We start from the raw sequence: 13,710 nt of genomic DNA, 5'->3' as shown, positions 1-13,710 counted from the left end.
TCTTATCCGCTTGCACCCGCACGGGCAAGCGGGGCCGCGCCGCAGGACGGGGTCAGTAAAGCCCGCCGGCCGACAATGTGCCGAAATCAGCCTTCTTCGGGATGACCCTCTGCTGCCCGGTCGAGGTGGTAATGGCTGTAGAGCCGAAATCATCCTCGCCCTGCGCGAACATAGGCAGGTTTTCCCCCATGCCAAAGCCGCCATCGATCACCGCGTAAAGCCCGGTCAGGCTATCGTCGCCGTCGCGGAAATATTCAGCCACTACATGCTCGCCGCTGGCATCGTCCGACAGGCGCTCGCCGGTGAAACGGTTGATCTTGACGAAATGCCCGCCCGGCGGAACCGCAAACCGGGTGCCGCCATAGCTCTTGATCGCCTCGCGCATGAAGCTTTCAAACACCGGCCCGCAGAACCCCCCGCCCGAGACGTTGCCCAAGCTACGCGGCTGATCGTAGCCGATATAGCAGCCCGCAACGAGGTTCGAGGAATAGCCGATGAACCACACGTCCTTGGCGTCATTCGTGGTGCCGGTCTTGCCCGCAATCGGCACCGGCAGGTTGATGCCGCGGGCGGTGCCGCGCTGCACCACACCCTCCATCATCGAGGTCAGTTGATAGGCGGTGATCGCATCCATCACCCGTTCCCGGTTCGATGTGATGGCGGGCGCCTGCCCCGATGCCAGCCGCGGCGCGCCGCAGTCGGGGCAGCCGCGCTGATCGTGGCGATAGACGGTGCGGCCCCAGCGGTCCTGCACCCGGTCAACCAGCGTCGGTTCCACCCGCTCGCCGCCGTTGGCAAACATCGCATAGGCCGCCACCATCTGGAACAGCGTCGTTTCCTGACTGCCCAGCGCATTGGCCAGAAACGGCTTCATCGGGCTGTAGACGCCAAAGCGTTCGGCATAGGCCGCCACCGTCTCCATCCCGATTTCCTGCGCGATCCGCACCGTCATCAGGTTGCGCGATTGTTCGACCCCGGTGCGAACCGGCGTGGGGCCGTAAAACTTGTTCGAGGCGTTCTTGGGCCGCCACAGCCCCTGCGGCGTGTTCACCTCAATGGGCGCGTCGATCACGATAGTGGCGGGGCTGAAACCGCTGTCCAGCGCTGCGGCATAGACGAAGGGCTTGAACGAAGACCCCGGCTGACGCTGCGCCTGCGTGGCCCGGTTAAAGACCGATGACTGGTAGGAAAACCCGCCCTGCATCGCGATCACCCGGCCCGAGTTCACGTCCATCGCCATGAAGCCGCCCTGAATGTCGGGCACCTGCCGCAGCGACCAGCGCAGGAAATTGCCATCCTTGCCGGTCAGCGATTTCACCAGCACAACATCGCCGACGCCGACCAGATCACCCGCCACCTTGGCCTGCGGCGCGCGTTGGCGCCCCGGCATCAGTTTGCGCGCCCATGTCACGTCTTCGGCCGGAATCCAGTGCCCATCGGCATCGTCGCTGACGCCCTCGATGCCGATGCGCGCGTCACGCGCGCCTACCTCCAGCACCACGGCCGGGTGCCAGCCCTTGATGTCGCGCGGCACCTTGGCCTCGGCCAGGGCCGCGCGCCAATCGGTTTCCGACCCAAGCCGCGCCGGGTCGATGGCCACTTTCGTGCCGCGCCACAGGCCGATGTTGCGGTCGTATTTCTCAAGCGCCTCGCGCAGCGCGCCAGCAGCCACCTGCTGCATCGACGGATTGACCGTGGCACGGATCGTCAGGCCCCCGCCAAAGAACTCTTCCTCGCCAAAGGTCTTGGACAATTGGCGGCGGATTTCGTCGGTAAAATAGTCGCGCGGCGGCAGCGCTTCGCGGAACGGTTCATAATCGCCGTTCTGCACCGATTTCAGCGACGCCTCGCGTTCGCGCAGATAGGTGGCCTCGTCAAGATAACCATTCTGCCACATCTCGCGCAGCACATAGTTGCGCCGGCTGATCAGGCGGTCTTTGGCGCGCACCGGATGAAACTGCGACGGGGCGGCGGGCATCGCGGCGAGCGTTGCCGCCTCATGCGGGGCCAGTTCGGCCAGTGTCTTGTTGAAATAGGTCTGCGCGGCGGCGGCCACGCCGTGGCTGTTCTGACCCAGAAATATCTCGTTGAGATACAATTCCAGAATGCGGTCTTTCGACAGCGTTTCCTCCAGCCGCGTGGCCAGAATCAGTTCCTTGATCTTGCGTTCCGCCGAACGGTCGGACGACAACAGAAAGTTCTTCATAACCTGCTGCGTGATGGTTGACGCCCCGCGCACGTTTTCCCCGCGCGAGCGCACCGCCTCGACCGCGGCGGCAATGATGCCGCGGGCGTCATACCCCTTGTGGGTATAGAAATTCTTGTCCTCGGCCGAGATGAAGGCCTGTTTCACCACATCGGGGATTTCGGCGATCGGCACGAACAGGCGCCGCTCCTCGGCGAATTCGTCGATCAGACGGCCCTCGCCGGAATAGATGCGGCTGATGGTCTTGGGCGTGTATTGGGCAAGCTGCTCGTGGCTGGGCAGGTTGCGGCCATACATCCAGAAAATGGCACCCAGCGTCAGCGCGCCAAAAAACACCGCCGTGACGATCCAGCTGAACAGACTGCCGAAGACGGAAAGAAAAAAGCGGATCAAGGGCACCCCCACAAACGGACACCCCGCTATACCGCCGCGCGCGGGCAGGGTCAAAACAACTCGGTGTCAGCCGGGCGGCGCACCGCCTATTGGCGGATCATCTGCGCCTCGGCCGCGTCGCCGCGCGCCCATAGGGCAATCGCCGCCACAATCGCATCGGCCATCTGACCGCGCCAGACCGGGTCGATCAGCCGCGCGCGATCGGCGGCCGACGACATGAAGCCCAGTTCCAGCAGCACCGAGGGGATATCGGGCGATTTCAGCACCGAAAACTCGGCGGCCTGAATCGCGCGCTTGTGCATCTTCAGCCCGGCGCCCTTGATCGCCCCCTCCAGCGCCAGCGCCAGCCGTTGCGAACGCGGCGCGGTTTCGGCCCGCGCCAGTTCCATCAGCACCGCCGCCACCTCGTCGTCGTGGCCCTCCAGATCGACGCCTGCCAGCAGGTCGGCCCGGTCGTGGCGTTCGGCCAGCCGTTGCGCGGCGGCCTCGCTGGCCTCTTCGGCCAGCAGATAGACGGTAGCGCCCGCCGCTTCGCCCTCGGCCAGCGCATCGGCATGCAGCGACAAGAACAGATCGGCCCCCGCGGCGCGCGCCACCGACATGCGGGTTTCCAGCGGCACAAAGACGTTTTCCTCGCGCGTCATGACCACGCGCATTCCGGCGCGGCGCAGGCGGTCTTGCAGATCGCGCGCAAACGTCAGCACCAGAACCGCCTCGCTGACGCCATCGGCCTCGGCGCCGGGGTCGATGCCACCGTGGCCGGGGTCGAGCACGATCTTCAGCGCCTCGGCCCCGGTCTGGCGGCGACGCGGCGCATCGACCGGGGCGGGCTGCGGCAGATCCCACAGCGCCGAGGCGGGGGCGCCGGTCCGCGCGGCAAAATCCTCGGGGCTGGCGGGTGCCAGCCGGACCCGCACCAGCGCCTCGTCTTCGGTCCGGGCCTCGGCCAGTGTCACGTTGAACGGCCCCGACAGTTCCGCCACCAGCCGCGACCAGCCCGGCCGGATCGGCCCCCAGCGCAGCGCCACGACACGGTCGGAATGTTCCAGCGCCTCGGACCGGGCGGCCGAGAAATCAACCTCGCGGAAATCCATCACCAGCCGGGGCGGCGCATCCAGCAAATAAACGCGCCACGGCACCGGCTGGCTTAGCCCCAGATCAACGGCGATCCCGCGGCCCTCGTCCACGATAGCGCTGCGCACCGGCTCCAGCCGCGCCAGCGCAGAACGGTCCTGCGCGGGGGCACCGCCCACAAGGGCCAGCCCCAGCACCAGCGCCGCCAGCAGATAGCGCGCCCAGCAGATCATCGGCCCCGCGCCGCCATATAGGTTGCCAGCCGCGCCAGCCCCTCACGGATGTCAGCGGTGGCGCGCGCATAGGAAAACCGCAACGTGTGCGCCCCGCGCCGGGGATCGAAATCCAGCCCCGGCGTCACCGCAACGCCTGTCTTTTCAAGAATTTCAGCCGCAAATCGCAGGCTGTCATCGGTCAGGTCCGACACATCGGCATAGATGTAAAACGCCCCGTCGGGCGGCGCGATCTTTGTAAACCCCGCCTTTGGCAGCCCCTCCAGCATCAGCCGGCGGTTTTCGGCGTAAACCGCGCGGTTCGCTTCCAGCTCGTCGATGCAGTCCAGCGCCGCCAGCGCCGCGATCTGGCTGGCGTGCGGCGGGCAGATGAACATGTTCTGCGCCAGCCGTTCGACCGTGCGGATGTGATCTTCGGGCACCACCATCCAGCCCACGCGCCAGCCGGTCATGCTGAAATACTTGGAAAACGAGTTGATCACATAGACATCGTTCGACAGTTCCAGCGCCGAAACCGCGCGGTCTTCGTAATGCAGGCCGTGGTAGATTTCATCCGACACAAAGGCGATGCCCCGATCCGCCGCCGCCCGCACCAGCGCGCCCAACGCATCATGCCCCAGCATCGTGCCCGAAGGGTTGCCGGGCGAGGCCACGATCAGCCCTGCCACATCGGCGGGAATATCATCGGGGCGCGGCTGGAACCGGTCCTCGGCGCGGGTCTGAATGCCCACCGGCGTCAGGCTCATCGCGCGCAGGATCTGCCGATACGACGGATAGCCCGGCTCGCCCAGCGCCACCCGGTCGCCTGCGTCGAACAAGGCCGCAAAGGCCAGCAGGAACGCCCCCGACGACCCCGGCGTCACGATCACCCGCGCCGGGTCCAGATCGACGCCATACCAGCGGCGATACAGCCCCGCGATACCCTCGCGCAGCGCAGGCAGGCCCAGCGCCACGGTATAGCCCAGCGCGTCGGTTTCCAGCGCGCGGGCTAGGGCTGCGCGCGCGGCGGCGGGCGCGGGCGTCGAGGGTTGGCCCACCTCCATGTGGATCACATGGCGCCCGGCGGCTTCGGCCGCACGCGCAGCCTCCATCACATCCATCACGATGAAGGGATCGACCTGACCACGGGTTGAGGATCGCATCGGCTGCTCCTAGGCTGCAACTGGCCCGGTATTCCAGCGCAGGGGGCGAAGGTCAAGGATGCCACCTTGCCATTCCACTCCCGCACCGCGATGCTGCGCGCAACCCGAACGGAAATACAGGACAGCCCATGACCCGCACGCCCCTTGCCGCCCTCGCCCTGTCGGCGGCCCTTCTGGCCGGCCCGGCCGCCGCCTTCGACCCCGCCGCCATGACCGAGACCGAACGCGCGGCCTTTGGCGAGGCGGTCAAAGCCTATCTGATGGAGAACCCCCAGGTTCTGGTCGAGGCGATCGGAGTGCTGGAAGAACGCCAGCAGGCCGCGGAATCCGAGAATGACAAGGTTCTGGTCCAGACCAATGCGAAAGACATCTTCGAGGATGGCCATTCCTGGGTCGGCGGCAACCTTACAGGGGATGTGACGCTGGTCGAATTTGTCGATTACCGCTGTTCCTACTGCCGCAAGGCGCATGATGAGGTCGCCGAACTGGTCAAGTCGGACGGCAACATCCGCCTGATCATGAAGGAATTTCCGATCCTTGGCGCAGAATCCGACCTGTCGGCGCGGTTTGCAGTGGCGGTCAAGCAACTGGCGGGGGATGCGGCCTACAAGACCGCGCATGACCGGCTGATTGCCTTCCGCGGCGCCGTCACGCTGGAGAGCCTGACCCGGCTGGCCGAAGACCTGAAGCTTGATGCCCCGGCGATCTTGAAACGGATGAACGAGGAAGAGGTAACGGCGGTGCTGCGCGCCAATCACCAACTGGCCGAGCGGATGCGGATTTCAGGCACGCCGACCTTTGTGCTGGGCGGGCAGTTGCTGCGCGGCTACCTGCCACTGCAGGGCATGCAGGCGCTGGTCGGCGAAGAACGCGGTTGACCCAAGACCAAAGCGCCGGGCGATGCCCGGCGCTTGCCCCGCCCCGGCCGGGCAATCACTCGGCGGCTTCGGCCTGTTCGGCTTCGATCCGGGCCGCGCGTTCCTCGACCAGTTGCACGATGTGGTCAATCATCTTGTCGTTCGACAGCTTGTGATCCTGCTTGCCCGCAAGATAGACCATACCCGACCCCGACCCGCCGCCGGTAAAGCCGATATCGGTCATCAGCGCCTCACCGGGGCCGTTCACCACACAACCTATGATTGACAGGCTCATCGGCGTCTTGATGTGTTCCAGCCGCTTTTCCAGCGCCTCGACCGTCTTGATCACGTCAAACCCCTGCCGCGCGCAAGACGGGCAGGAAATGATCTGCACACCGCGGGTGCGCAGACCCAGCGACTTCAGGATTTCGTAGCCGACCTTCACCTCTTCGACCGGATCGGCCGACAGGCTGACCCGGATCGTGTCGCCGATCCCGGCCCACAAAAGGTTGCCCAGGCCCACAGCCGATTTCACCGTGCCCGCCATCAGGCCACCCGCCTCGGTAATGCCCAGATGCAGGGGGGCATCGGTCGCCTCGGCCAGCGCCTGATAGGCGGCAGCGGCCAGAAACACATCCGACGCCTTCACCGAGATCTTGAATTCGTGGAAATCGTGGTCTTGCAAAATCTTGACGTGGTCCAGACCGCTTTCCACCATCGCCTCGGGGCACGGCTCGCCGTATTTTTCCAGCAGATGCTTTTCCAGCGACCCCGCGTTCACCCCGATCCTGATCGAGCAGCCGTGATCCTTGGCGGCCTTCACCACCTCGGCGACGCGGCGCGCATCGCCGATGTTGCCGGGGTTGATGCGCAGACAGGCGGCGCCCGCCTCGGCGGCCTCGATCGCGCGCTTGTAGTGAAAATGGATGTCGGCCACGATCGGCACAGGGCTTTCGCGGCAGATTTCCTTCAGGGCGCGGGTCGAGTCTTCGTCAGGGGTCGAGATGCGGACGATATCGGCCCCCACCTCGGCGGCGCGCAGAACCTGATCCAGCGTCGCCCTCACATCCGAGGTGATGGTGTTGGTCATGGTCTGCACCGAAATCGGCGCATCGCCCCCGACCGGCACCTTGCCCACCATGATCTGGCGCGATTTGCGCCGTTCGATATTGCGCCAGGGGCGGACAGGATTGTGCATCGGAAAACCCTCGGGGTCAGTATGTCTGCACCACAGATAGGCCAGTGCGGGCGCGCGGGCAACCGTGCCCGCGCTGCGACCTATTCGCTGGGCGCAGGGCGGCTGACCGGCCGCGGCAGATCGGGCGCCAGCATCGCGGGCGCGGCCTGCGCCACATTGGTCGCGCGGGCCAGATCGGCATCTGCGGCAGGGTCTGCCAACGCATATTTGCCGGTCAGCGCCGCGGGCGACAGTTCGATGTTCTTGGTCACTTCGCCGCGCTTGCCCGCCGGGCCATAGGTTTCGCCGTTCACCGCGAAATAGACGGCGCCCGATTCACCCGCGCGCAGCAGCGGCGGTTGTTCCAGCCTGGGCAGTGCAAAGCGTTCCCCCGCATCCAGCACCTTTTCCAGAATCACGGTGCCATCTTGTGCCTGCACCCGCACCCAGGCCGGGCGCACCGCGACCAACTCCACCTCGGGTGCGTCGGCGGCAATGGTGCGCACCGCAGGCTGTTCCGACAGATCGTCCGTCTCGGCCAACATCAGCCCCGAACCGCCGCCGGTCATCACCGGGCCAAGGCCGCTGTCGGGCATCGGCGCGGCCAGAACGCCCGCCTGACGCGGGTCGATCGCGGCGATCGGGCCATCGCGGGCCACCAGAACCGGCGTTTCCAGAGCCTGCGGGCGGTAAAGACGATCCAGCGCCTCGGCGCCCGGCAGAACGGGGGCGGTATCGCTGGCCTCGGCCAGCATCGGCGCACCCTCCAGCGGGTCGAGCATGGCCACCACGCCGGGCGCCTGATCGACCGGGGCAAGTTGCACGCGCTGCACCTCTTGCAGAACGGTCCAGCCGCCGTAGCCCAACCCGCCCGCCAGAGCGACCAGAACCATCAGCGACCCGACGGCGCGCGGTTCGATCTTTGACCAGAACGGCTCGGCGCGCGGCACAAAAGCAGCGTTGGGGTTGGCGAGCGCCTCGGCCGGGTCGGCCGGGCGGCGCTGCGGTTTGGGGCCGGACGCGGCCGCGGCCATGCCATGGGTCGGCACAAAGCCCGCCTCGCGGCAAAAGCGTTCGAACGCCCGATCCGGGTCCATCCCCAGATAGCGCGCATAAGACCGGACATATCCCGCAATAAAGCTGGGGGTGTCAAAGGCTGCAATATCGCCATTTTCGATAGCGGCGATATAGGCAGCCTTGATGCGCAACTCGCGCTGCACATCAAGCAAGGATTTGGCCAGCGTGGCGCGTTCGCCACGCATCATATCCCCTAGCCGCAGGTCAAAATCGTCAAAGCCTTTCGGCCCGTCAACCTGCTGCACCGAAGGTGAACCCCTCCGCCCGATCATGCCCCGCCTCTTTCTCGATGCCCAAGTTATAGACGAATCGAGCCGTTAAATACCGACCTCTTGTAATTTCGGTATCACAGGAGCGCGAGGGATGCATCGGCAGAAAACATCTCAGGCGATGTTCTCGGCGCGATTCAGCGCACAGCGGGCCCAAAGCGAATCCATCGCGCGCACAAGATGATCAATCTGCCCCAGATCGTGCACCGGCGAGGGCGTAAAGCGCAGACGCTCGGTTCCGCGCGGCACGGTGGGGAAGTTGATCGGCTGCACATAGATGCCGAAATCTTCCAGCAGCATATCCGACAGCGCCTTGCAGTGAACCGGGTTACCGACGTGAACCGGCACGATATGGCTGCCGTGGTCGATGATCGGCATCCCCAGCCCCTTCAGCCGCATCTTCAGCACACGCGCGTGCAACTGCTGCGCGTCGCGCAGTTTCTGCCCTTCGGCGGTCTTGAGGAAGGCGATCGAGGCCTGCGCCCCGGCCGCAATCGCCGGTGGCAGCGAGGTCGAGAAGATGAACCCCTTGGCATAGCTGCGCACCGCATCAACCATCTTGGCCGATGCCGCGATATAGCCGCCGAACACGCCAAAGGCCTTGCCCAGCGTGGCGTTGATGATGTCGATCCGGTCCATCAGCCCGTCACGCTCGGCCACGCCCGCGCCGCGGGGGCCATACATGCCCACGGCATGAACCTCGTCAATATAGGTCAGCGCGCCGAATTCCTCGGCCAGGTCGCAGATTTCCGAGATCGGGCCGAAATCGCCATCCATCGAATAGACGGATTCGAAGGCAATCATCTTCGGCGCCTCGGGATCGTCAGCTTCCAGCAGTTCGCGCAGGTGAGCCACGTCATTGTGGCGGAAAATCCGCCGCTGGCCGCCGTGGCGGCGGATACCCTCGATCATCGAGGCGTGGTTGAGGCTGTCGGAATAGGTGATCAGCCCCGGGAAAATCTGCGGCAGCGTGCTCAGCGTCGCGTCATTGGCCACATAGGCCGACGAAAACACCAGCGCCGCCTCCTTGTGATGCAGGTCGGCGATCTCGGCTTCCAGACGCTTGTGGTAAACGGTGGTGCCCGAAATGTTGCGGGTGCCGCCCGAACCGGCGCCGGTGGAATCCAGCGCCTCATGCATCGCGGCCAGAACGGTGGGGTGCTGGCCCATGCCCAGATAGTCGTTGCCACACCAGACGGTGATGTCTTTGGTCGTGCCGTCAGGACGGCTCCAGACCGCTTTCGGGAAGGCGCCTTTCTGCCGTTCGATGTCGATGAAGGTGCGGTAGCGCCCCTCTTCGTGCAGACGTCCAATCGCCCGATCGAGTGCCTGGTTGAAATCCATGTCATTTCCCTCGCTAGTCGCTGGGGACAGCCCTAAAGGCTGCGCCAAAGTCCTGCTTTGATACGAGTCAAATCGGGATTTGGGAAAGAATAAATTGACGCGGGGCCTTGAAACCCGTCCCGCAATGATCAAGGCCGATCACCCGCGCTCTTGCACGGCTCCGCACTGGCCCGCCTCTGGACAGCCGCGCCCCGGCTGTTAGGTTCGACCCGCATCTGAATGGGAGCCCGCGATGAGCCTTGAAACCGTCCTGACCCGGATCGACGAAACCCTGCCCGACGCAGTGGCAAGGCTGCTGGATTTGCTAAGGATTCCGTCAATTTCCACTGACCCTGCCTACAGGGAAAGCTGTGCCGAAGCAGCCCGCTGGCTGGTGCGCGAACTGACCGATCTGGGTTTTTCCGCCGCGCTGCGGCCCACGTCCGGCCACCCGATGGTGGTGGCCCATGCGCCGGGCGCGGGGCGCCACATCCTGTTCTACGGCCACTACGACGTGCAGCCCGTGGACCCGCTGTCACTGTGGGACCGCGACCCTTTCGCCCCCCAGATCGAGGACACGCCTCGCGGAAAAGTGATCCGCGCACGGGGCGCCTCGGATGACAAGGGGCAGCTCATGACCTTCATCGAGGCTTGCCGCGCATGGAAATCGGTTCACGGGCAACTGCCCGGAAACCTGACAATTTTTCTTGAAGGCGAAGAGGAATCGGGCTCGCCCTCGCTGGTGCCCTTCATGCAGGAAAACGCGGCCGAACTGACCGCCGATCTGGCGCTGATCTGCGACACCGGCCTTTTCGCCGATGATCAACCCGCGATCGTGACCATGCTGCGCGGCCTTCTGGGCGAGGAGCTGACCATCACCGGCCCGTCGAAAGACCTGCATTCGGGCATGTATGGCGGCGCCGCCATCAACCCGGTCCGGGTGCTGGCGCGGATCATCGCCAGCCTGCATGACGACACCGGCCGCATCACTCTGCCGGGCTTTTACGAGGGCGTGCAGGAATTGCCCGAACAGGTGCGCGCCCAGTGGCAGGCGCTGGCCTTCGACCATGCGCGGTTTCTGGGCGACGTTGGCCTTACGACGCCCGCGGGCGAACAGGACCGCACACCGCTGGAAATGATCTGGTCGCGCCCGACCTGCGAGGTGAACGGGATCTGGGGCGGCTACACCGGCGACGGGTTCAAGACGGTGTTGCCTGCGCAGGCCCATGCCAAGATCAGCTTCCGGCTGGTGCCGGGGCAAGACCCGCTGGCGATCCGCGCCTCCTTCCGCGCCCATGTGCAAAGCCTGCTGCCGCCCGATTGCCGGGTGGAGTTTCACGGCCACGGCGCCAGCCGCGCGAGCCTGATGGAAATCTCCGACCCCGCCTTTGACGCGGCACGCGCCGCGCTGACCGAGGAATGGGGCCGCCTCGCCGCCTTCGTGGGCTGCGGCGGCTCGATCCCGATCGCGGGACATTTCAAGACGATCCTCGGCATGGATGCGATGCTCATCGGCTTTGGCCGCGATGACGACCAGATCCATTCCCCGAACGAGAAATACGACCTCGAATGCTTCCACAAGGGCATACGCAGCTGGGTGCGCGTGCTCGACCGGATCGCGGGCTGACCGAAGCCGCGGGGGCGCTGCCCCCGCACCCCCGGGATATTTCGACCAAGATGAAGCGGGATCGGTTTTTTTCAGCTTGGATCAAATATCCCGGGGGGAACGCCCGCAGGGCGTGGGGGGCAGCGCCCCCCCTGCCCGGTCAGATCACCATATCATCGCGGTGGATCAGCGCCGCGCGGCCCGGATAACCCAGGATCGCCTCGATCTCACCCGACTTGTGGCCCGCGATCGCGCGCGCCTCGGGGGCGGTGTAGCGCACCAGCCCCTTGCCCAGAACCGCGCCATCGGGACCAAGAATCGCCACCGGATCACCGCGGCCGAAGGCACCGAAGATGCCAGTGACGCCCGCGGGCAGCAGTGACTTGCCCTGACCCAGCGCCGCCACGGCGCCCGCATCCACGCCGATCTCTCCGCGCGGTTTCATCGCGCCGATCCAGCGTTTGCGCGCCAGTTGCGGGTCGGCCTCAGGCAGGAACCAGGTGCAATTGGCCCCTTTGGCCAGCGCCCGCAGCGGGCGTTCGACCGAGCCCTCCATGATCGCCATGGCGCAGCCGCCCGCGACCGCCGTCTTGGCCGCCATCAGCTTGGTCTTCATCCCGCCTTTTGACAGGCCCGAGATCGGATCGCCCGCCATCGCCTCGATTTCGGGGGTGATGTGATCTACCACAGCAAAGCGCTCGGCGGTCGGGTCTTCCTTGGGGTTGGCGGAATAGAGCCCGTCGACATCGGACAGCAGCACCAGTTGATCGGCCCCCACTGTCACCGCGATCTGGGCCGCCAGGCGGTCGTTGTCGCCAAAGCGGATTTCGTCGGTGGCGACCGTGTCGTTTTCGTTCACGATCGGCACCACGCCAAGGCCCAGCAAGGTTTCCATCGTGGCGCGCGAGTTCAGGTAGCGGCGGCGGTCCTCGGTATCTTCGAGCGTCACCAGGATCTGCGCGGTGGTCACGGAATGCGGGGCCAGCACCTCTTCATAGGCGCGGGCCAGCCGGATCTGGCCCACTGCGGCTGCCGCCTGGCTTTGTTCCAGCGACAGCGGGCCCGCGGGCAGGCCCAACACCCGGCGCCCCAGCGCGATCGAGCCGGAGGAAACAAGGATCACATCCGCCCCCCGCGACCGCGCCGCCGCCACATCTTCGGCCAGCGCCTTGAGCCAATCGACACGAAGCCCGCCTGCCCCCACCAGCAGCGCCGAGCCGATCTTGACCACCAGCCGCCGGGCTGCGGCAACATCAGGCGTCAGGGTTGCCACGGCGCATCCTCCTGGGCGGTGCCGCGGCGCTCCTGAATCTGCGCCCAGAGCGCGCGCAGCACCTCGGGAACGCCCTTGCGCGACACACCCGACATCAGGAACACCGGCCCGCCGGTGGCCTTTTCCAGCGCCCGTTTGCGGGTGCCGAGTGTCTTGGCGTCGAGCGCGTCGATCTTGTTCAGCGCGGTGATGCGCGGCTTGGAGGCGAGCTCTTCGGAATAGGCTTCCAGCTCGGCTATGATCGTGCGGTAATCCCTGGTGATCGTGGACGAGGTGCCATCGACCAGATGCAGCAGCACCGCACAGCGCTCGACATGGCCCAGAAACTGATCTCCCAGGCCCCGACCCTCGGACGCGCCCTCGATCAGGCCCGGAATGTCGGCCATCACGAATTCCTTGCCATCGACCCCCACCACGCCAAGGTTGGGCACCAGCGTGGTAAAGGGATAATCCGCGATCTTGGGGCGCGCGTTCGACACTGCGGCGAGGAAGGTCGATTTGCCGGCATTGGGCAGGCCCACAAGCCCCGCATCGGCGATCAGCTTCAGTCGCAGCCAAAGCGTGCGTTCGACCCCGTCCTGCCCCGGATTGGCGCGCGAGGGGGCGCGGTTGGTAGCCGATTTGAAGCGCAGATTGCCCCAGCCGCCATTTCCACCGCGCGCCAGCAGCACGCGCTGGCCGACCTGCGTCAGGTCGGCGACAAGGGTTTCCTCGTCTTCGTCGATGATCTCGGTGCCCACGGGCACTTTCAGCACGATATCGTCGCCATCCTTGCCGGTGCATTGGCTGCCCATGCCGTGCTGGCCGTTCTTGGCAAAGAAATGCTGCTGATAGCGAAAGTCGATCAGGGTGTTCAGCCCATCCACCGCCTCGGCCCAGACCGAACCGCCGGTGCCGCCGTCACCGCCATCGGGGCCGCCGAATTCGATGAATTTCTCGCGCCGGAACGACACGCAGCCGCCGCCGCCCGCGCCGGAGCGGATATAGACTTTGGCGAGGTCAAGGAATTTCATCGGACAGGCCCCTTTCGCAAGGCGTCCGTTTACGCTTGGGCGCGTCAATCTGCAAGCGGTGGATCGC

10 protein-coding genes are annotated in these 13,710 nt (G+C 65.7%); 2 read left to right on the top strand and 8 right to left on the bottom strand.

Annotated elements, in window-relative coordinates; genetic code table 11:
• Positions 1 to 52: 52 nt before the first annotated feature.
• The 3 genes from C5F46_RS03870 to C5F46_RS03860 all read right to left on the bottom strand — a co-directional run bounded on the left by C5F46_RS03870 (position 53) and on the right by C5F46_RS03860 (position 5,048).
• On the bottom strand, positions 53 to 2,599 hold the full coding sequence (locus C5F46_RS03870; protein WP_107324116.1) for a penicillin-binding protein 1A: 2,547 nt from the start codon (positions 2,597 to 2,599) through the stop codon (positions 53 to 55).
• 86 nt (positions 2,600 to 2,685) lie between these two features.
• Positions 2,686 to 3,906, bottom strand: a complete 1,221-nt coding sequence (locus C5F46_RS03865; RefSeq protein ID WP_107324047.1) for an N-acetylmuramoyl-L-alanine amidase — start codon at positions 3,904 to 3,906, stop codon at positions 2,686 to 2,688.
• Positions 3,903 to 5,048, bottom strand: a complete 1,146-nt coding sequence (locus tag C5F46_RS03860; RefSeq protein ID WP_107324046.1) for a pyridoxal phosphate-dependent aminotransferase — start codon at positions 5,046 to 5,048, stop codon at positions 3,903 to 3,905. The genes C5F46_RS03865 and C5F46_RS03860 overlap by 4 nt, the downstream gene beginning before the upstream one ends.
• Positions 5,049 to 5,176: 128 nt before the next feature.
• On the opposite strand from C5F46_RS03860, the gene C5F46_RS03855 reads away from it, so the two are divergent.
• Positions 5,177 to 5,926: a DsbA family protein gene (locus C5F46_RS03855; RefSeq protein ID WP_107324045.1), complete on the top strand. Its 750-nt coding sequence runs from the start codon at positions 5,177 to 5,179 to the stop codon at positions 5,924 to 5,926.
• 55 nt (positions 5,927 to 5,981) lie between these two features.
• Here C5F46_RS03855 and ispG read toward each other — a convergent pair whose 3' ends face one another.
• The 3 genes from ispG to hemA all read right to left on the bottom strand — a co-directional run bounded on the left by ispG (position 5,982) and on the right by hemA (position 9,772).
• Positions 5,982 to 7,103, bottom strand: coding sequence for a flavodoxin-dependent (E)-4-hydroxy-3-methylbut-2-enyl-diphosphate synthase (ispG, locus tag C5F46_RS03850; RefSeq protein WP_107324044.1), 1,122 nt, complete (start codon positions 7,101 to 7,103; stop codon positions 5,982 to 5,984).
• An 80-nt stretch (positions 7,104 to 7,183) separates the two neighbouring features.
• Complete coding sequence (locus C5F46_RS03845) at positions 7,184 to 8,431, bottom strand: helix-turn-helix domain-containing protein (protein WP_107324043.1); 1,248 nt, start codon at positions 8,429 to 8,431, stop codon at positions 7,184 to 7,186.
• Between the two features lie 111 nt (positions 8,432 to 8,542).
• The gene (gene hemA / locus C5F46_RS03840; protein ID WP_107324042.1) at positions 8,543 to 9,772 is read right to left on the bottom strand and encodes a 5-aminolevulinate synthase; all 1,230 of its coding nucleotides are present in this window, start codon (positions 9,770 to 9,772) and stop codon (positions 8,543 to 8,545) included.
• 232 nt (positions 9,773 to 10,004) lie between these two features.
• On the opposite strand from hemA, the gene C5F46_RS03835 reads away from it, so the two are divergent.
• Positions 10,005 to 11,378 (top strand): M20/M25/M40 family metallo-hydrolase, encoded by a 1,374-nt coding sequence (locus C5F46_RS03835; protein WP_107324041.1) that lies wholly within the window; start codon positions 10,005 to 10,007, stop codon positions 11,376 to 11,378.
• 139 nt (positions 11,379 to 11,517) lie between these two features.
• Here the strand turns inward: C5F46_RS03835 and proB are convergent, their stop codons facing one another.
• Positions 11,518 to 12,630, bottom strand: a complete 1,113-nt coding sequence (gene proB / locus C5F46_RS03830) for a glutamate 5-kinase (protein WP_107324040.1) — start codon at positions 12,628 to 12,630, stop codon at positions 11,518 to 11,520.
• On the bottom strand, positions 12,618 to 13,643 hold the full coding sequence (obgE, locus tag C5F46_RS03825; protein WP_107324039.1) for a GTPase ObgE: 1,026 nt from the start codon (positions 13,641 to 13,643) through the stop codon (positions 12,618 to 12,620). The genes proB and obgE overlap by 13 nt, the downstream gene beginning before the upstream one ends.
• Positions 13,644 to 13,710: the final 67 nt, after the last annotated feature.

The sequence above is a fragment of the Phaeovulum veldkampii DSM 11550 genome (assembly GCF_003034995.1).
Taxonomy (GTDB): domain Bacteria; phylum Pseudomonadota; class Alphaproteobacteria; order Rhodobacterales; family Rhodobacteraceae; genus Phaeovulum; species Phaeovulum veldkampii.
The sequence above is the reverse complement of the archived record's forward strand: the minus strand, read 5'-3'. Positions and strand labels throughout refer to the sequence as shown.

Excerpts from the sequence above, each read along its gene's own strand:
- C5F46_RS03865 (WP_107324047.1), bottom strand. The coding sequence starts at position 3,906 with ATGATCTGCTGGGCGCGCTATCTGCTGGCGGCGCTGGTGCTGGGGCTG.
- C5F46_RS03860 (WP_107324046.1), bottom strand. The coding sequence starts at position 5,048 with ATGCGATCCTCAACCCGTGGTCAGGTCGATCCCTTCATCGTGATGGAT.
- C5F46_RS03855 (WP_107324045.1), top strand. The coding sequence starts at position 5,177 with ATGACCCGCACGCCCCTTGCCGCCCTCGCCCTGTCGGCGGCCCTTCTG.
- ispG (WP_107324044.1), bottom strand. The coding sequence starts at position 7,103 with ATGCACAATCCTGTCCGCCCCTGGCGCAATATCGAACGGCGCAAATCG.
- C5F46_RS03845 (WP_107324043.1), bottom strand. The coding sequence starts at position 8,431 with ATGATCGGGCGGAGGGGTTCACCTTCGGTGCAGCAGGTTGACGGGCCG.
- hemA (WP_107324042.1), bottom strand. The coding sequence starts at position 9,772 with ATGGATTTCAACCAGGCACTCGATCGGGCGATTGGACGTCTGCACGAA.
- C5F46_RS03835 (WP_107324041.1), top strand. The coding sequence starts at position 10,005 with ATGAGCCTTGAAACCGTCCTGACCCGGATCGACGAAACCCTGCCCGAC.
- obgE (WP_107324039.1), bottom strand. The coding sequence starts at position 13,643 with ATGAAATTCCTTGACCTCGCCAAAGTCTATATCCGCTCCGGCGCGGGC.